Source organism: Echinicola salinicaeni, assembly GCF_014280965.1.
In the GTDB taxonomy this organism is placed as follows: Bacteria; Bacteroidota; Bacteroidia; order Cytophagales; family Cyclobacteriaceae; genus Echinicola; species Echinicola salinicaeni.
Map to the genome: position 1 here is coordinate 600427 of NZ_JACODZ010000002.1, position 18304 is coordinate 618730.

General features: G+C 35.7%; 19 protein-coding genes. 14 read left to right on the forward strand and 5 right to left on the reverse strand.

Going from position 1 to position 18304, the window contains the following annotated elements; genetic code table 11:
- Nucleotides 1-175: 175 nt before the first annotated feature.
- A complete protein-coding gene (locus tag H7U17_RS05700; RefSeq protein ID WP_186755680.1) occupies nt 176-631 on the reverse strand; it encodes a MauE/DoxX family redox-associated membrane protein in 456 nt (151 codons plus the stop codon).
- A 779-nt stretch (nt 632-1410) separates the two neighbouring features.
- On the opposite strand from H7U17_RS05700, the gene H7U17_RS05705 reads away from it, so the two are divergent.
- Nucleotides 1411-1986 (forward strand): cyclic nucleotide-binding domain-containing protein, encoded by a 576-nt coding sequence (locus H7U17_RS05705; RefSeq protein WP_186755681.1) that lies wholly within the window; start codon nt 1411-1413, stop codon nt 1984-1986.
- Between the two features lie 525 nt (nt 1987-2511).
- Here H7U17_RS05705 and H7U17_RS05710 read toward each other — a convergent pair.
- The 4 genes from H7U17_RS05710 to H7U17_RS05725 are packed head-to-tail and all read right to left on the reverse strand — an operon-like array spanning nt 2512 to nt 4133.
- Complete coding sequence (locus H7U17_RS05710; protein WP_186755682.1) at nt 2512-2754, reverse strand: hypothetical protein; 243 nt, start codon at nt 2752-2754, stop codon at nt 2512-2514.
- A complete protein-coding gene (locus H7U17_RS05715) occupies nt 2748-2975 on the reverse strand; it encodes a hypothetical protein (protein WP_186755683.1) in 228 nt (75 codons plus the stop codon). Before H7U17_RS05715 ends, H7U17_RS05710 begins: the two co-directional genes overlap by 7 nt.
- Nucleotides 2905-3366 (reverse strand): DUF5675 family protein, encoded by a 462-nt coding sequence (locus H7U17_RS05720; protein ID WP_186755684.1) that lies wholly within the window; start codon nt 3364-3366, stop codon nt 2905-2907. Before H7U17_RS05720 ends, H7U17_RS05715 begins: the two co-directional genes overlap by 71 nt.
- A gap of 2 nt (nt 3367-3368) precedes the next feature.
- Complete coding sequence (locus H7U17_RS05725; RefSeq protein WP_186755685.1) at nt 3369-4133, reverse strand: hypothetical protein; 765 nt, start codon at nt 4131-4133, stop codon at nt 3369-3371.
- Nucleotides 4134-5433: 1300 nt separating this feature from the next.
- On the opposite strand from H7U17_RS05725, the gene H7U17_RS05730 reads away from it, so the two are divergent.
- From H7U17_RS05730 to H7U17_RS05790, 13 genes are all read left to right on the forward strand, one after another.
- Nucleotides 5434-5631, forward strand: coding sequence for a hypothetical protein (locus H7U17_RS05730; protein WP_186755686.1), 198 nt, complete (start codon nt 5434-5436; stop codon nt 5629-5631).
- Between the two features lie 1415 nt (nt 5632-7046).
- The gene (locus H7U17_RS05735) at nt 7047-7991 is read left to right on the forward strand and encodes a hypothetical protein (RefSeq protein ID WP_186755687.1); all 945 of its coding nucleotides are present in this window, start codon (nt 7047-7049) and stop codon (nt 7989-7991) included.
- A 103-nt stretch (nt 7992-8094) separates the two neighbouring features.
- Entirely contained in the window at nt 8095-8796 is a 702-nt protein-coding gene (locus H7U17_RS05740; protein WP_186755688.1) for a class I SAM-dependent methyltransferase, read from the forward strand.
- Nucleotides 8777-9592: an ABC transporter permease gene (locus H7U17_RS05745; RefSeq protein ID WP_186755689.1), complete on the forward strand. Its 816-nt coding sequence runs from the start codon at nt 8777-8779 to the stop codon at nt 9590-9592. The genes H7U17_RS05740 and H7U17_RS05745 overlap by 20 nt, the downstream gene beginning before the upstream one ends.
- 198 nt (nt 9593-9790) lie before the next feature.
- On the forward strand, nt 9791-11038 hold the full coding sequence (locus H7U17_RS05750; RefSeq protein WP_186755690.1) for an ABC transporter ATP-binding protein: 1248 nt from the start codon (nt 9791-9793) through the stop codon (nt 11036-11038).
- Nucleotides 11022-11576 carry an acyltransferase gene (locus H7U17_RS05755; RefSeq protein WP_222439144.1) on the forward strand — a complete coding sequence of 185 codons (555 nt, stop codon included), beginning with the start codon at nt 11022-11024 and terminating at the stop codon, nt 11574-11576. The genes H7U17_RS05750 and H7U17_RS05755 overlap by 17 nt, the downstream gene beginning before the upstream one ends.
- A 46-nt stretch (nt 11577-11622) precedes the next feature.
- Complete coding sequence (locus tag H7U17_RS05760) at nt 11623-12351, forward strand: FkbM family methyltransferase (protein WP_186755691.1); 729 nt, start codon at nt 11623-11625, stop codon at nt 12349-12351.
- Nucleotides 12344-13255 (forward strand): hypothetical protein, encoded by a 912-nt coding sequence (locus tag H7U17_RS05765; RefSeq protein ID WP_186755692.1) that lies wholly within the window; start codon nt 12344-12346, stop codon nt 13253-13255. The genes H7U17_RS05760 and H7U17_RS05765 overlap by 8 nt, the downstream gene beginning before the upstream one ends.
- Before the next feature lie 4 nt (nt 13256-13259).
- Nucleotides 13260-14243, forward strand: coding sequence for a glycosyltransferase family 2 protein (locus tag H7U17_RS05770; RefSeq protein WP_186755693.1), 984 nt, complete (start codon nt 13260-13262; stop codon nt 14241-14243).
- A 7-nt stretch (nt 14244-14250) separates the two neighbouring features.
- Entirely contained in the window at nt 14251-15012 is a 762-nt protein-coding gene (locus tag H7U17_RS05775) for a glycosyltransferase (protein WP_317172695.1), read from the forward strand.
- A gap of 2 nt (nt 15013-15014) precedes the next feature.
- Entirely contained in the window at nt 15015-15938 is a 924-nt protein-coding gene (locus H7U17_RS05780) for a hypothetical protein (protein WP_186755695.1), read from the forward strand.
- A 5-nt stretch (nt 15939-15943) separates the two neighbouring features.
- On the forward strand, nt 15944-17116 hold the full coding sequence (locus tag H7U17_RS05785) for a glycosyltransferase (protein ID WP_186755696.1): 1173 nt from the start codon (nt 15944-15946) through the stop codon (nt 17114-17116).
- An 11-nt stretch (nt 17117-17127) separates the two neighbouring features.
- Complete coding sequence (locus H7U17_RS05790; RefSeq protein WP_186755697.1) at nt 17128-18303, forward strand: glycosyltransferase family 4 protein; 1176 nt, start codon at nt 17128-17130, stop codon at nt 18301-18303.
- Nucleotide 18304 lies beyond the last annotated feature (1 nt).

Below are 18304 nucleotides of genomic sequence, written 5' to 3' on the forward strand. Positions count from 1 at the left end.
CTCATTTATTCATGCTGGTCCAGATTTGCAATCTGGATCCTTAAATACAGGGCATTTGCAATGCCCCTTACCGATTCTTATTTTTTTAGCTCGTATCCCCGCAGACCAACTTCCTCTATTAAAACTCCGTACTTCCTACTTCGTTCCCTGTACTTCATACCTCGTACTTTATACTTCAGTCTCCCGTCTCCCGTCTCAAATTTAAAGCTTCCGTATCACCCGGCTTGACCAGAATACCGATGATAGCCAAGGCCACAAATCCCAGGTTAAACAGAAAATGTGCTTCCCATCCAAGACTACTGATCACACCACCACAGCTGCAGGGAATCCTGCCAAATACATCCGTCAGAACCAATCCGATATATCCAGTAAAACCGATAAGACAAATAAGACAAGCCCAAAGTGAAATCAATCTCGTTTTCGGGATAAGTAGCAGGATCGCCAAAGACAATTCCAAAACCGGTAGCCCATAGAGCAGGAGAGTAGCCATCCATTCAGGAAACACCTGGTTATACATAGCATTTTGAGTTCCTCCCCAGTCATACCATTTACTGATGGAGGTGTAGGCAAATAGCACCATAACCACCAAAGCAATTCCTTCCCATAAAACTTCTCCCAACTTCCTCATCATACTCCTTCCTTTTCTTTAGCTAGTTTTCGCTAGTGTCCGTTGTCCCGCCAGTTGCATTGCGGGACACAGCCTGATCACAGGCTGATCCAGATTTGCAATCTGGATCCATAAATACAAGGCATTTGCAATGCCCCTTACGGCATCCCATTTTCTTCTCCGTTGTCCCGCCAGCTGAGCTGCGGGACCAAATAAAACTGAGTCTCCGACTCACCCAATTCATCTGTATTTGCAATGCCCCTTACGGAATCCTATTTTTTTGTAGTTCCTATCCCCGCAGACCAACTTCATTAGCGACAAAAAATAACCTTCCGCCCTCAAATGCATTCCCACTTTTTCCACTTCTCAATCCTAACATTATCCATGACGGAAGGTTGTAATGATTTGATTCCAAAGTAGATGAACATTTTGGTAAAGACAAATTTTTGGTGTGTAAATAGTGTTATTTATATGATTTATATTCATTTGTTAAGATGTATTTGACTTGCTAATTCACCCCGCTTTTGAATATAAAGAGCTGTGATGTTAACCTCCTTAACACCTGCTAGATTATATTAGCCTTATAAGATTTCTATTGCTTTTGAGCCTATTTTTGATCATATTCGCTTTTAATATTGAAAAACACCACTTTTAGGTACCTTCTTATTGGGATTGTTTGCTCTTACACGAATACCACATACATAAGAAGATAAATATTGGAATGGGTTAAAAGGTATAAAATAACTATACTTAATTCTTTTATATGGTCAAAAGTATATTAGAATAATTAAATTATTACTATCATGGATCATTCAGACTTTTATTTAAAAAAACTGTACAATTTTTTGTTCAATGAAGGGGTGGGGTTTTATAATGAAACCAATGAATGCATGGATTATATTACACTTTCTAGTGGGAAGTTTTTGGGACCCTTTGACATTTCAGATTCACCATTATGTATTATTGTCAAAGGGGGCATTGCCAAATTCGAACTGCGTGGATCGGAATACCAGTGTACTGATCTTTGTCTCAAAAAGGAAGTGGCATTTGATAATGCCATATTAAATGGGGGAGGAGACAGAAAGATCAAGTTGGTTGCCTCAGAAGAAACAGAAGTAAAGATGATTTCCTTGGCTAAGCTAAGAGACTTGATTGAAAAACATAAGGTAGAAAGCACTTATTTAGCACTTTTGAACCAGTTTTGGACAGCTCGGGAGGAAAAGAGAAATAACTTATTATACATCAAGCCAGGATCCAAAAGAAATCAGGTTTTCAAAAGCTGCAATCCTGACCTGGTACAGCATTTCCCTAAAAAGACCATAGCCAAATACCTCAACCTGCATCCCAGCTCCTACAGTCGGATCGAAGGCGACTTCTAACCCCACCTCGGACTTCATCTATCACAATTCCTATTTAGTCCTTCACATCTCTCCCTTCTTACCTCGAACTTCCCACTTCCTACCTCGTACCTCATACTTCAAACTTCTCCTTTATGGGACTTTGTTCGACCCCTTCAGGGTCGTGTGGATTTGCCTTGGCGATTTCGTCTACGTAGATTTTACCCCTTCGGGGTAAGTAGCAAAACGATTTTACGTCATTGCGAGGAGCCTGCGATGTGGCAATCCCATATCCTGTATCCGTCCGGTTGTCCCGCCAGTTGTACTGCGGGACGATTAAAATTGAGTCTCCAGACTCAAATCTCCCGACTTCCTGCTTCCTTCTTCGTACCTCATACTTTATACTCCCATCTTCAATCCCGATTCAACAATTCCCCAATTCGACAATTCCCCAGTCCTTCACAATTGACCCAGCTGAGCTGCGGGACGATTAAAATTGAGTCTCCAGACTCAAATCTCCCGTCTTCCCACTTCCGTCTCCCTACTTCATACTTCCTACTTCGTACCTCATACTTCACTTCTCTCTTCCACCGTCACCTGGCATAAAGCAGAGATCACCGCGCCCACCAAACTCATATAGCCTCCCCATCGATGTACCATATCCGGTAAGCTATCTGGTGCTCCCATAAATACAGCTCCAAGAGTTGCCATCATAATGCCTGTATTCCGCAGGCTCCTGAAAAATGGTGGAGTAGGCTTTCCTGCCCGCTCCACGATTTCATACCTAAGTTGATTGATTTCCTTTAACATCCTGTTTTTAGTTTAGATGGATGATTGCCAAACTGTTCTTTTATCCAATCCCTAAGTAAACCCTCCATCAGTTGGACGGAGGATTTTAGGGCACCGACATCCCGCTGCATGCTTCGAAAATCTTCATGCAGGATTTTTAGAAAGTACAGGCTACCACTGATCAGTACCAGTTGCAGCCAAAGTCCCGGATGATTGATCATCCATTCTTCTATTTGTTCCATAGGTGATAATACTGAGATCTATAGGGATCCCTTGGTTCATCTGTTCGAAAATAAACTGCTTGAAATTTTGATAGGCTATCCGAGATGCTTTCACCTGAATGGCCTCCTGATGAAAGAATACGGGATGTATACCACCAAATTGCACGGTCATTCCCCTGTCGAAACTACGGATTGGGTACGTATATTGACCATCTTGCACCAACTCGATATTCCAACCTTGTTTGGGGATATGCTTTCTCCGTAAGGGGTAGAGCCCCTCAGGTATAAATGACACCTGGCCATGATTATCCACCTGAGCGAACTCTACCGTCTTTACTATTTGCTCGCCTTTCCAATAAATGGTGCCTTGGCCACATTCATCGATCAGACGTCTGAAAAGATAAAGACGCATACCTAGCTGATCTTTAGGCTTTCCAAGCACCTTAGGGAATTGGTCTTTTGTCCCTTGAAGTCATAGTATTTACCATTAACCTCCTGACTAAATTCCAATCCCAAAATCAACAGCTGAAAAGCAGGGCTGATGCTACTGCTTTGGGTAACAGATAGGTTGAGATCTGCCGCCAAACCTGTTTTCAAATCAAAGAAGTCACTTTTGACAATATCCAGATCAAAAGTATCTTCCTTGTCCACGTCTATGGTCAGTAAGCTAAGTGAAAATTGACCAGCATCTGAACCATCCGGAATAATATCCTCTGGCAATTCAAAACCCGTAGGCAAACTGAAGTCTCCCGATCCGGTGCCCATAGTATACTCGATTTTTTCTCCAAGTATATATCCCATATGGGATTGCACATTAAATTCAAATCCATTTAACGGATCTGGCTCCCCTTCCATGGGAGTACGCATTCCCCTGTCATTGACGGGGTCAGACTTCGTGATCATATGCATGACTTTTGATAGTCGGCCCACCGTTCTTGGGTCAGTATTGGTGGGACTGAGCAATGGCCTCAGCGCCCTCCTGATTTTTCCTCCGGCCCTACAACTTCTTCCAAACTCCGCATTGTTTTGACGGGTCCTCTCATAGCGCGGATCATTTTGGATACGCTCTGCATCCACGCCTCCTTTTCTCCTTACACGGTACACACCATCCTTGGTCTTATAATAGTTAAGATCATCCATGGTGCCTTTTACCTTCAGCAATCCTTCTTGTTTTGGCATAACATTTAAGTTTTAAAATGAAACATACCCCAAGATCAAGAACAGAAATTGTAATATGAAAAAACAAGGAGTGGATAGGATTTAATAGGGTGAATAGAACCGGAAGGGACCAAAGGAAGTAAAAGGAGGAAAAGGTAACAAAAAGTAGTATAACGGAAACATTATACCAGATTATGAAGGTGTTGAACTTTTATTATTAAAACTAATTGTTTATTTTGACGCCTCAATAGATGGTATTATTTATAGTTTAACTTGAAATACCTATAAAAATGAGGGGAAGATAAAGAACCCGGAAAGTCCTTGGTATTCCATGGACGTTCCCTAGACGTCTCCTAGATGTCTCCTCTACGCTTCCTCTTAGTGTCCTCTTTGGAGTCACGATATGGCTATATATAAAATAAACATGTATTCATCCGTTGAAGGACGCTGATAGCTGAAGGTAGATGGTTTGACTTTAGAGGTACTAGGAAGCAAATGATATAGTTATAAGAAATGAATTACAATTCAAAAATGAATAATTGGCCCTTGGAGCATTAGTTTTTGAGACAGTTGCGGAGGACGTTAAAAAAGTGAGTTAGCTTGCGAAGTGGAGGCCCGAGCGTAAATAAAACAGTCAGTGACTGTTTTTAGTGAGTAGCCAGCTTGGTGGGCAGGCCATCTCGTTTATTAGATCTGTTCCTCACGATATTACATCAATAGTCTGTCCCGAAAGTTTTCGGGAGAAATGTGAAGCATTCATGATGACCATCAAGAATAATAAAAAATACCTGAATAAAAGGATAGGAAAAAGAATAGGAAAATAGAGATAGGTATTAGAAGATGATTAATAAAATAATCTGTATATCCGCAAAGGTACCAGTAGCTTTTTGTAAATAAGCTATTCTTTCAGTAAGAACACAAATGTCCAAAGGAATGATATTTTATTCCGTGTAAACCTGTCTTCCGCCAGGTAGATCTGTGGAATCCGTGAGAAATAAGTTTACTGGTGTAAAACGGATAATCATATAAAATAATTAAAATCAAACTTGATTAGTACAGAGAGAAATCCTGATAATGTCGATTGAGATTTGCTAAATGACTATACTTATTCCAATATACGATGTCAGGACGAACTAGATGATTGAAAATAATAAATGCAAAAGGGTGGTGCTTAAGCACTGGGTAGGAACCTCACTGATTAGGAATAATTCCAACAATCGGTGGAGGTACTTGTGAAGAGGGAAGTTTTTATTTTTAACTCGGGAGTTTAGAAGGCTATAATAAAAAAGTCCTAGCTCGGGTTAGGTAAAATAGTTGTAGAATGAAGCAAGGAAGACGATTGTTTATGTACTGCAAAGACGTCATGATGATCACTGGAAAAGGAGAAAAGGCCAGTAGAAACCTTATCAGAAGGATCAAAAGAGCCTTTGACAAAAAAGACCATCAGGACATCACAGTAATTGAATTTTCTGTTTATACCGGTGCAGATCTAGAAGACCTATGGCCTTATATCAGATAGCATATCCAAACGGTATAAATAATTTTTAAGATTTGTTTATAAACCACTAAAGAATCAAAAACACAAAAGATCTCCCCACAAAGGAGGTCTTTTTTTATGCATTTTGGGCGTTTTAGCTCTTGTTCTGCCAGCTTAGCTGTAGGAGGACCTTGTGTGTATTTATTACCTTTGCTGGTCTAGATTTGTAATCTGGACTCATAAATTATGGGCATTTACAATGCCCGCAACCCTAAACAACCTAGCTGGTCCAGATTTGCAATCTGGACCTATCAATACAAGGTATTTGCAATGCCCCTTTATCAAATTAGCTTTGTTCCCTAAGTCTGCAGAAAGTGGCAGTCAGCATCCTGTATCCGTCATTTCTCGTCTACCGCAAGGTAGGTGAGGCGCCCTGCGACGCGGCAATCCCGTATTCTTTATCCGTCACTGCGAGCCTGTCTGCTAAACAGGCAGGGACGACCTTAAGGAGTCCGCGGCAGTCTCCTATTCAGCAAAAGAGATCAACACAATCCTCCCACTTCTCACTTCAATCTTAATACCTGTCTGCCGTAAGGCAGGCTCAAGACTCATGACTCCCTACTCAATACTATCTCCATTTTCCCGTAAACAAACCCCTCCATATCCAAAACATATAACAAACATTTCTTATTTTAAGTCCAATTCCCCAGCCACTCCCTTGCATTTGTCACCCAAACGAGTAAATTTGTTACTCATGAGTAATTTTTTTACTCACTCCCGCTAGGTGCCACCGAAAGATCAAATGGGACCGACCGGGCGAAGCTGAGTTTAAGACTTGAGATTTGAGACGTGAGAAAGGTGACAAGAATCCCGAATCACTAATAACGATTCATCAATAACCAATATCTAAAATACGGCTTTCAGCCTTAGGCATTTATCTTTCGGCTTTTAGCCCAATTCGACGGTTGAACGCTTCACCAAGTCCCCTCAAAGACCCCGACTGGGGTCAAACATACGTAGACGAATTCGCCAACGCAATCCTTCACGACCCTGAAGGGGTCGCACAAAGAACGAATCGAGACAGGAGATAGGGATTGGATAAATCATACGGTTTTAGACCCGATTAAACAATCCAACGATTCACCAACCAAATATCGAATCCACCAGCGCACCCCCGGCCCCTGAAGGGGAGGCCAGCCGCAAGGAAGAGCAAAGAATAAAGAGAATGGAATAAAGACAGCGTTAGGCCCTTAGCCTTAGTCATTCGGCATTCGGCTTTCAACCTTCAGCATTTGACCTTTGGCCTTAGTCATTCGGCTTTCAGCCTAGTTTACCAACCTGGCTGCCGCAAGGCAGGTTCGACAATTGTACAATCAAACACCAAAGGTTCGAGCCCTAGTGGGTCAACAAAGAGTAAAGAGTTAATATTCGTAGCTTGAAACAGCAAGATTACAGTCATGATGACTAAATTTTTTATCAAAATAACCTTATTTTCAATCTTTCCGATTGTATCTCTTTATGGGATATTACTCTTGGATAATGGCCGCACAGATCCATTCTACAGAAGATTCACTACACCTAAGCAAAGTGCTTTAATTTTGGGTAATTCCAAAGCCGCCCAGGGAATTGTGCCAGAGGTGTTGAATAGTGAGTTAGAAGATGTGTTTAATACCAAAATCTATAATTATAGTTTTACGGTTTATAACTCTCCTTATGGACCAGTATACCTCGAGAGCATTAAAAGAAAACTTAAAGATGGGATAAAGGGAAGCTATTTTATTGTGACCGTTGATCCATGGAGTATATCCAGTTATAAAGAAGCACCCAATGACACCGCTCTTTTTGATGAAAATCATCAATTCTTAAAAGATATAGAGAAAGTGGATTTGAATCCCAATTGGTATTATATAAAAGACCATTATAGAAAATCTTTTTATGAAATCCCATTACAATGGATCAAGCCTGGATACAGTAAATTACATCAAGATGGATGGTTTGAAACAACCGGAGAAATGAAAGATGTGGCAATTACTAAAAGAAGAAAATTTATGGTGAATTTTTATGAGGGCTACCTTAAAAAATATTCTTTTTCGCAAACTAGATTCAATTATTTAAAACAAACAATTTCATTCCTTAGTAAATATGGTAAAGTTTTTTTGGTAAGAATGCCATTACATCCTGATATTCTTAATATTGAAGAAAAGGTTATTTATGATTTTGATTTCAAGATGAAACAACTATCAAAAGAAAAAAATATACCGTATAAAGATTTTAATAATATTTCTGATGTGTATGTATTTAAAGATGGTTTGCATTTAGATCCAGAAAGTGGAAAAAATCTTTCAGTCGAAATTTCGAAATGGATTCGAAAAGAAAATAGGCATAATCTCAATGATTATTAGAAATTAGTTGTTTGGTATTTTGTATAACTTTTACCAAAACAATATGTTGTGATTCTCTTAAATTAAATCAAAAAAATAATAAAGGGTCATTTTTGTGGTATATATGATTAAGTGGTTAATTCATCAATTTAAAGTGAGGGTCAAAGGCATTAATGATCCTTTAGAAAAAAGATTTCAGACTATCTATAATTCTAATTATTGGGGTTCAAAAGAAAGCAAGTCTGGTGTGGGCTCGGAGATTAAGGTAACTTCGGTGATTTTAAAAGAAATCAGTAGAGTAATTAATCAATATAATATCACTAAGGTTGTTGATGCCCCTTGCGGTGATTTTAATTGGATAAGAAATTTAGATTTCTCAAAAATTGAATATCTAGGTTTGGATATTGTAAAACCATTAATCGAAAAATTACAGATTGAATATACTAGTGAAAAAAATATCCATTTTAAATATTCTAACATAATAGAAGATGAAATACCCAATGCAGATTTGGTTATTTGTAGAGATTGCTTAGTTCATTTTTCATATGCAGATATTGAAAATTTCATAAGGGGTTTAAGGAATTCGAGAACAAAGTATCTTCTCACAACCAGTTTTTCAAATAGGTTAGAGAATAATGATATTATTACAGGAGATTGGAGACCTTTGAATTTAATGATAGCCCCATTTAATTTTGGAGAGCCAGTTGAAGTCATTAATGAGAAATATAAAGGGGATAATGGTAGATTTATAGATAAGTCCATGCTATTGTTCGATGTCAGCAAATTACCTGAAAGTATAATTAAAAGTGAAGACAACAATAATTGAACCTTCAAAAGGCTGGAGGTTAATTGATTTTAATGAATTATGGAAGTATAAGGACTTATTATATTTCCTGACGGTAAGAGGCATTAAGGCCAGGTATGCCCAATCCATTTTAGGGATTGGCTGGGCAATTATCCAACCTCTATTTACAACTCTGGTGTTTACGGTGGTTTTTGGGAATTTGGCCAAGGTGGATTCGGATGGTATGCCTTATATTCTCTTTTCATACTTGGCTTTATGGCCATGGAGCTATTTTTCCGGAACCTTGACGGACTCCGCCAATAGCTTGGTGGCCAATGCAGGCATGATTACCAAGGTGTATTTCCCTAGGTTGATTCTGCCGCTATCAGCCATATTTTCCAAATTATTGGACTTTATGATCTCTTTTGTAATCCTGCTGGGGCTCTTAATCTATTTTCAAGTGTTGCCAGGTTGGGAAATTATTTTCTTACCGGTTTTATTGGTTCAGCTCTTACTGACTTCATTGGGCATTGGTATGATCTTGTCTGCTATGGCGGTACAATACAGGGATGTGAAATATGCCCTGAGTTTTATTGTTCAGCTTCTTCTTTATGCTGCTCCTGTGGTTTACAGTACTATGGCAGTTCCTGAAGTTTGGAGGTTTGTTTATTCACTTAATCCAATGGTGGGGGTAATAGAAGGCATCAGGGCCATGTTCTTGGCCAGAGAAGTTCCCTGGGAATGGGTCTGGCCGGGAAGTTTAGTGTCAATTGGTCTTTTTACCTTTGGCTTATTCTACTTCAGAAAAATGGAAAAGGTCTTCGCCGATGTAGCTTAACTGCAATTTTCTATACGTCATTGCGACGACCATTGGGAGGAAGCAATCTCATATAAAAATGGACAGATGTCACAAAAAAAAAGCTCCATACTCTATCGTACTGACACCTGACAAATACTAAATAATTATAGATTTATGGTAGGAAAGCCGTTTCAAATTCAAACTATCAAAACTCCCCTTTAGGGGATAGGGGGTAAAATGTCAAAAACAGTAATCAAAGTAGAAAACCTTTCTAAGCGCTACCGAATAGGTTTAAAAGAAAAGAAAGCGGATACCTTAGCGCAGCAGTTAGTGAATACCATCAAATATCCATTTCAGAACTTTCAGCGGATCAAAAACTTAGGCCGCTTTCAGGAGGATCAGGAAGAAGGAGTCCACTGGGCACTGAAAGATGTTTCTTTTGAGGTAAAGGAAGGGGAGGTATTAGGAATTATAGGAAAGAACGGTGCAGGAAAATCTACTTTGCTTAAGATTCTTTCTAAGATCACCGAACCCACCTCAGGGAGGATTGAGATCAACGGCAGAATAGCGGCTTTATTAGAGGTAGGAACCGGCTTCCATCCTGAACTCAGTGGTCGGGAAAATATCTATATGAACGGAACCATCTTGGGCATGACCAAAAGGGAAATCGATCGTAAGCTGGATGAAATTATTGATTTTTCAGGCGTGGAGAAATATATAGACACCCCTGTCAAGTTTTATTCCTCAGGGATGCGTGTACGCTTGGGCTTTTCGGTTGCGGCTCACTTGGAACCGGAAATACTGGTGATTGATGAGGTATTGGCAGTAGGGGATCATGAATTCCAGAAGAAATGCTTGGGAAAGATGGAGGACGTGAGTAAGAATGAAGGTAGAACGGTTCTTTTTGTTAGTCATAATATGGGTGCAGTTCAAAATTTATGCGATAAAATATTAATTATTAAAAATGGATTTTCAGAAAGGATAATTGATACTAATTATGGGATCCTAAATTATTTAGAAAATAATTTTCAAGTGGCCGATTTTTCAAGAAGTAGCTATATTGAAAAAGTTGAGCTTTTAGATAGTAACCAATTACCATCAAATTTAGTCAAGTCAAAGGGACTGGTATATTTAAATATATATACAAAAATCAAAGTGGATTTGTCAAATTACGATATAGGATTTTTTATTAAGGATAAGTTTGGAAATAAAATTTCAGCTGCAAGCACTTCTTTTAAAAAACCGATAGTTGGAAATATTCTAAAATCAGAGGACAATTTGATTCAGTTTATCTTAAAAGACATAAAATTAATTGATGATATTTATAAGGTTGATATTTCAATTGTGAAAAAGGAAGGAGGTAGAATTGAATTCTTTGAAAATATCCTGTCATTTCAAGTGGAATCAAACGACTTTTATAACTCAGGAACAGTGTTAAACAATCATTACGGAAAACTCTACTTAGATTATGATTATTACATATAAGAGGATTCTGGATTTTTTTAGGGGGAAATTTAAGACTAATGTTCAAATAATAGGGGACAAGAGAAAGATTAAGATTGGAAGAGGAGTAGAGTTTTTAGGAAGAGTGATTATTGATTTAAGTCATGATGGTGAGGTTAATATAGGAGATAATGTAGTTTTAATGGAGGGAGTAATTTTAAAGCCATTTGGAGGGAAAATAATTATTGGAAATAATTGTTCAATTAATCCATACTGTGTTTTATATGGTCATGGGGGATTAACAATTGGCAATTATGTAAGGATAGCCACACATACTATTATAATTCCTGCAAATCATATTATTGAAGCGTTAGATATACCGGTTTGTGAGCAAGGATTATCAACAAAGGGGATTATCATAGAGGAGGATGTTTGGATTGGGGCCGGTGTAAAGATTTTAGATGGTGTTAAAATAGAAAAAGGATCCGTATTAGCTGCAGGTGCAGTAATTAATTCTAATGTTGAGCAGTATAGTATTTATGGAGGAGTACCTGGTAGATTGATTAAAAAAAGGTATTAAAAAAATGAATAAAGGCTTTAAACTATTAAACTTAATTAGAAACAGTATGGAGAAAACAGGGGGAATTGATAAAAAAACGGGATTATTTAAATTTGAAAGAAATGGGAAATTATTTTTTACAAATAATCATGATCAATTTAATTCTTGTTATAAATCTATATTTCTAGATAAAATTTATAAGGTTGAATTTTCTAAAACTAACCCTTTTATAATTGATTGTGGGAGTAATATAGGACTAGCGATCATGTTTTGGAAGGAAAATTTTCCTGATTCTCAAATACTAGGTTTTGAGCCAGATCCAGAAATATTTACAGTTTTAAAGGAAAACACAAAAGACTTAGAGGGCGTAGAACTATACCAATTAGCTTTGTCTAATAAAACAAGTGAAGTTGAATTTACCTCAAACGGAAAGTTGTCAGGCTCTTTAAATTTAACTAAGAAATTGCCCAAAGTGATAAAGGTAAAAACTGATAGACTATCTAGGTTTCTTGTTGGTAAAGAGGTAGATCTACTTAAAATAGATATTGAGGGGGAAGAGATAAAAGTGTTATTTGAAATTAAGGAATTTTTAAAAAACATAAAATATTTGTTTGTAGAGTATCACTCATTTATAAATGAAAAACAAAATTTATCAAAAATCTTGGATTTATTAGAGAATGAAGGTTTTAGGTACTATTTAGATTCTGACCTGAAAAACCCTGAGCCTTTTATCAAATCAAATAATTCACTAAATCAAGATTTACAAGTAAATATTTGGGCAAAAAAGGATGCGTAGATTATTACTTGACAAAAATGAATCTTTTACCTATGAGCCAAATGAACTTTTGGTTTTGTCAAATTACTTTACATCGAAAAAGGATCCTCAGAGAAATGTTTTTCAGCAGTTAAATGATTTTAGCTACATAAAATCATGGTATGAAAGTATTGTGAAAAATAAACTAAACGCGATTATATTTCATGATGGATTGAATATGGATTTTGTAAATAAATATCAAACATCAAAAATAAGATTTGTAAAATGCGAAATAGGTGATATGTCCTTAAATGATGAACGTTTTTTTATTTTTTATGAGTTCTTAAAAAAAATGGATAAAAATAATTATGTATTAGTAACAGATATAAATGATGTTATAATTAGGAAGTCTCCATTGGAGTTTTTTTTAAAATCTCCTGATAGGCTATTTTTGGGAAGGGATGAGAAAGTAAATTGGAGATCAGGTACATGGAACCTTAATAAGCTTAAGGAATTTGAATTAAAAACTAAAACAAAATTCCCTTCTAGCTATATCTATTATCCTGTTTTTAATGCTGGTTTAATTGGAGGAAAGGTAACTACAGTTAATAAATTGTTTGGTATGATGACCGAAAATTTCTCCACGCTCAATGATGAAGGTAATTATAACATGGTAAATTTAAATTGGATTTTGTTTAATTATTATTATAAACCTTCTAACAAATTTCTAATAAACTTATTTTCGTATGATTTTATGTGGAAGGTTAATATTTCAATGCATTGTGGGAAGTTATCATTTTTAAAGAGCATTTTTAGAGAAAATATTTCTAATTCTACCCAAGGAATTATTAATTCACAAATGATTTATTCAGGTTTTCCGTTTAATAGCCTTTTTAAAAAATTTGAAGATCCCCAAACAAGTAAGGCTTATTTAATACATAAGTAACTAAATGGTTTCTATAATAATTCCAAATTATAATAAAGTATTATACTTAAATGAAACTTTGAATTCTTTATTGGCTCAAACCTATAAGAATTGGGAGTGCATAATTGTTGATGATCATAGTTCTGATAATTCATTGGAAATTGTTCAGGGATATTGTAAAAAAGATTCTCGTTTCAAGATATACACTAGACCAAATAATAGGAAACCAGGTGGTAATGCGGCTAGAAACTACGGATTTGAATATTCCAAAGGTAAATATATCCAATGGCTAGATTCAGATGATTTGATTCATCCTAGAAAGTTGGAATATCAAATATCTGTATTGGAGCATATGGGAGAATTTGCAATTTCGGTTTCAAACTGGGAATGGTTTGAAAATGTCTATGAAGTTTTGAATAAGGAATTTAAAGTTGAGTCTCATGAATTAAATAAGGATAGATGGAATGAATATCCATCGAATCCATTAGACTTATTAAATAAATTGAACAAGGAAGAGTTATTCATTCCAATTCATTCTTACTTATGTTCTGCAGAACTTATTAAAAGAGCAGGGCTATGGAATGAATCTTTATTGCAAAATCAAGACGGAGAATTTATGACTAGGGTGATATTAAAATCACCGGAAATTATTTTTGAGGACAAGATTTTAACACTTTACAGAAAACCAAATTCATTGCATTTAAGTAAACAAGTTTCTAAGGAGAGTTGGGATTCTTGGTATGATGCTTTGGTATTATGTGATAAGTGGATTTTGGAAGTGGATGAATCCAATTTAATAAAAAAAAATTTAGCATTGAATTATGAACGATTGATTAAAATGATTGGTGTTGAATTTCCAGAACTGACCCAAAAATGCTTGGATAGAATAAAAAAGCATTATCCTAATATTCGTTATAGCTTTTTAAAACCACCACTATTATGGTTAGGAGCATGGATAGGGGTTAAGAACTTTTTAAAACTTAGAGCTATTTTATTAATCAAAAACTAATGAAGGCTTGATTCCCAAAATGATACATTATTGTTGGTTTGGAGAGGGGGAAATGTCTACTCTAGAGTTGGAATGTATAAAAAGCTGGAAAAAGAATTTACCAGATTATCAGATAAAATGTTGGGATGAAAGTAATTTTAATATAAGGTTTTGTGACTTTACAGAAGAAGCATACCATTTAAAAAAATATGCCTTTGTATCTGATGTATGCCGCTTATTTGCCCTATATCAAGAGGGGGGAATTTATTTGGATACAGATATGCTTTTACTAAAATCGTTAGATGATTTGAGATATCATAAATTCTTTTTAGGAGAAGAGAAGAAAGGCCAAATAAATGCTGCCATAATCGGTGCGGAAAAAAATAATATCACCATAAAAAGCTTATTACATGGGTATAAGCAAATACAGTTTAATTATCAATCACCATTGGATATTCCTCATTATTTGACTAATCACTTGAGTGAAGAAGAAAAGAGAAAAGCCCTCTCACCGGAATACTTTTATCCTTTACCCTATACAAAAAGAGGGGAAGATTACCTCCCTTATATTACTGGAAAATCCTATGCTGTACATCTATGGAACCATAGCTGGAAAAATGAATGGGATTACCTGCATGACAAGAATTTTACTATGGCTGTTTATAGTTATTGGAAAAGGCTTATGAAGAAGCCAGCATCCCTATTTCAGGATACATTTATAAAAGACTTTTCAAAATATTTATTGGCAGATAAACTGAAGCCAATTTATAGGTGGCATAATAAAAGATAGAGATGCAGAGGATACTTGATCAGGTTCTGACCATTTTAACAGAATTAGGAGATTTGGAAGGTGATCTAATTGTGCTATCTACTTATTTTTCTTCTAAGCAAGATCCTGTTAGGGGAGGATTCCAAAGAAGAGATGATTTCAGTTATATCCAGCATTGGTATGAAAGCGTGGTCAAACATCGGCTAAAGGCAGTGGTTTTTTATGATCAATTGAGTGAAGGATTTCTAAAAAAATATCAGACAAAGCATATCCGTTTTGTCAAATGCCAATTGGGAAAGATGTCTTTAAATGATGAGCGGTTCTTCATATTTTATGAATTTATACAAAAGCTTCCTGATAATTGTTTTGTATTGACCACAGATATCAATGATGTGATCATTAATAAGAATCCATTTTCCTTATTAGACCAAAATCCAAACAAGCTTTTTGTTGGAAGGGGGGATCGCCGTTGTTGGAAGAATTCTACATGGACCTTAAAGGCATTATATAAATTAAATAAACGTTATCCACAAAAACTTTCTATAAGCTTTTTCTCTTATCCTGTTTTTAATCCTGGTACATTGGCGGGAAAAAAGGATAAATTGGAAGAGTTACTAGGTCATATGACGAGTGAATTTAAAATGCTAAAAGATGATGGAAATTATGATATGCAGGTATTTAACTATGTGCTAAAACAATATTATTACAAAACATCATCTGTTTGGGATAGGCTTGTACCATTTGATTGGGGATATTGGTTTTACTATATACAATACCGGATAATGAGAAGATTAGAGGGGAAATATAGAAAACACAAATATGATTTGTCCCAACCAGAAGATGCAATATTTGATAATGATATAATTTCTACTGGAAGTCCCTTTGTTAGTATGTTTAAATGGTATGAGAAGGAAGATGATTCCAAAGCGTACCTGATTCACAAATAATGCCCATGAAATCAAAAAAGAAAATTCTGGTTATTACCCCTACATATACGATGCCTAGCTATCCTGCAAAAGGTCTCTATGTAAAAGAGCAGGCGCTATGTTTGATCAACGGAGGGATTTGTGATATAGAATTGATTTTTATTGATAGAAAATCAAAACCTTTTCTAACATGTCTCAAAGTTTTTTTACAAAGGTTATTGCTCCGAAGTGTTTCATTAAAACAGATTGATGATAGGCCTGTTTGCTATTATATAGTGTTCCCTATTAATAGACGGATTCCTGACTTTTTGCTTCTAGGAATAGAAAAACAGTACTTAAAACTTATCAAAAAGGCATATTTACGTAAAGCGAATGCCCCTGATCTTTTACATGCGCATACAGGACTTCCTACTGGGCATTTTGCTCATGAATTAAGCAAGGATTTTGATTGTCCCTTTGTAATTACTGAACATAGTCCATTGATGTTTCATTTCGTTTCAAAATCACGGGGGGAAAAGGTTATTGAAGCCTTTGAGAGATCAAATTATGTAGCATCTCTTACAAACTTTCAAGACCAAATTCTGAAAAGACATTCAAGTGAGATTAATTCAATAATAATACCTAACCGTGTAGACGAAAATGTTTTCTATATTAACCCAAAAATAAGTAAGGATGATTGCTTCACTATTATTTCAGTTCTCTACTCAAACCCGGTAAAAGGAAGCAAGTATCTCTTTGAATGCTTTAAAAATTTGATGAATTCGAATTTTAATTTCAAGTATATTATTGTTGGTGAAGGAATTGAAACAATGAAAAGCGATTGCAAGAAATTGGGTGTTTTTGAGTTAGGAGAATTTTATTTCAATTTGAATAATGTAGAACTAGCAAGGTTGTATAATAGATCAAACTTGTTTGTAAGTAGTTCGTTGTATGAAACATTTGGATTGGCTGCAAGAGAAGCGATGTTATCTGGAATTCCTGTATTGACGACAGATAATGGTGGAATTGTAGATAGTATCAATGAAAATACTGGACGTATTGTTCCTGTTAAGGATTCAAAGGCTTTAGCTGATAGTATCTGGAAGATATATGAAAACTATAATAATTACCAACCTGAATTAATAAGGAAACATATCATAAATGAATGTGGCACTGAAACCTTTAGACAAAAAATGTCTCATTTTTACAGTATTGAATAAAACTTTGATTTTTGAAAAAGATTCTGATTATTCCATCTTGGTACCCTTCGAAGTTTAAACCTTATTTGGGATTATACTTTTTAGAACAAGCCCAATTCTTAAATGAGAAAAAAAGTATTGATATTTCGATACTATTTGGGTGTAAAAGTTCCTTTCCATTGGTCAAGTGGGGTCTTGTTTTTATAAATGCTTTTATATTTAGAAAGTTGAAATTGAGTAAGTGTGAGATTTTCAACCATCCTCCAAAATATGAATTTTCAATACCTGCAAACAGAAGAATTCCTGATTTTCTTCAATTATGGTTGGAAAGACTATTGTATAGAATTGCATTCAAAAATTACCAATTAAAAAGAAGTTTACCTGACCTAATTCATGCCCAAAGTGGCATGGATGCCGCAATATATGCAAATGATATAGCTCAATTGGCAGGTTTACCATTAGTGATTTTAGAACATCAGGTTTTTGTGTTTCATTATTACACAAAGTTAAGAGCTAGATTGGTTCTAGATGCCTTTAAAGATGCTTCAAGAGTAGGTGCAGTTAGTTATGCAGAAAAAAGACAAATCCTAATGAATCAGCCAGATTGTAACCCCTTAATCATTCCTAATCTAATTGACGAAAATATTTTTCAGGTAGTGAATATGAAATATAATTCGTGCTTGAAAATAGTTACTATAATGTACGCTGATCATATAAAGGGATATGAAGTTTTTTTTAAGGCTATGCAATGCTTAAAAAAGGAAAAGGTTGAGTTTAAATTTACAGTGGTTGGAAAACCTTGGAAAAATGGGATTAATGTCTTTGAAAAAATTTGTAATGAATTCGATTTAATGAATAATGCCATTTTTATCGATAGACTCCAAAGAGATGCAATTCCGAAGTTTTATCAAGATTTTAATGTATATGTATGTACTTCAGATTTTGAATCTTTTGGAATTGCTCCTAGAGAAGCAATGATGTGTGGCTTGCCTGTTGTTACTACGGCTAATGGCGGGGTTGAAGAAATTATAAATGATAATACTGGATTTATCGTACCATTGAGAGACCATAAGGCTATTGCTGATGCCATCTTAAAAATAAAAAATAATGAACAGAATTATGATCCATTCACAATTAGAGAAAATACTAAAAGAAATTGTGGGGCAGATGCTTTCATAACAAATATGTGGCAATTATATGAGGTTTAAA

Bases quoted from the DNA above. Each gene is read 5' to 3' on its own strand.
- H7U17_RS05700 (WP_186755680.1), bottom strand. From the start codon at position 631: ATGATGAGGAAGTTGGGAGAAGTTTTATGGGAAGGAATTGCTTTGGTG.
- H7U17_RS05705 (WP_186755681.1), top strand. From the start codon at position 1,411: ATGGATCATTCAGACTTTTATTTAAAAAAACTGTACAATTTTTTGTTC.
- H7U17_RS05710 (WP_186755682.1), bottom strand. From the start codon at position 2,754: ATGTTAAAGGAAATCAATCAACTTAGGTATGAAATCGTGGAGCGGGCA.
- H7U17_RS05715 (WP_186755683.1), bottom strand. From the start codon at position 2,975: ATGGAACAAATAGAAGAATGGATGATCAATCATCCGGGACTTTGGCTG.
- H7U17_RS05720 (WP_186755684.1), bottom strand. From the start codon at position 3,366: ATGCGTCTTTATCTTTTCAGACGTCTGATCGATGAATGTGGCCAAGGC.
- H7U17_RS05725 (WP_186755685.1), bottom strand. From the start codon at position 4,133: ATGCCAAAACAAGAAGGATTGCTGAAGGTAAAAGGCACCATGGATGAT.
- H7U17_RS05730 (WP_186755686.1), top strand. From the start codon at position 5,434: ATGAAGCAAGGAAGACGATTGTTTATGTACTGCAAAGACGTCATGATG.
- H7U17_RS05735 (WP_186755687.1), top strand. From the start codon at position 7,047: ATGATGACTAAATTTTTTATCAAAATAACCTTATTTTCAATCTTTCCG.
- H7U17_RS05740 (WP_186755688.1), top strand. From the start codon at position 8,095: ATGATTAAGTGGTTAATTCATCAATTTAAAGTGAGGGTCAAAGGCATT.
- H7U17_RS05750 (WP_186755690.1), top strand. From the start codon at position 9,791: ATGTCAAAAACAGTAATCAAAGTAGAAAACCTTTCTAAGCGCTACCGA.
- H7U17_RS05755 (WP_222439144.1), top strand. From the start codon at position 11,022: ATGATTATTACATATAAGAGGATTCTGGATTTTTTTAGGGGGAAATTT.
- H7U17_RS05760 (WP_186755691.1), top strand. From the start codon at position 11,623: ATGGAGAAAACAGGGGGAATTGATAAAAAAACGGGATTATTTAAATTT.
- H7U17_RS05765 (WP_186755692.1), top strand. From the start codon at position 12,344: ATGCGTAGATTATTACTTGACAAAAATGAATCTTTTACCTATGAGCCA.
- H7U17_RS05770 (WP_186755693.1), top strand. From the start codon at position 13,260: ATGGTTTCTATAATAATTCCAAATTATAATAAAGTATTATACTTAAAT.
- H7U17_RS05780 (WP_186755695.1), top strand. From the start codon at position 15,015: ATGCAGAGGATACTTGATCAGGTTCTGACCATTTTAACAGAATTAGGA.
- H7U17_RS05785 (WP_186755696.1), top strand. From the start codon at position 15,944: ATGAAATCAAAAAAGAAAATTCTGGTTATTACCCCTACATATACGATG.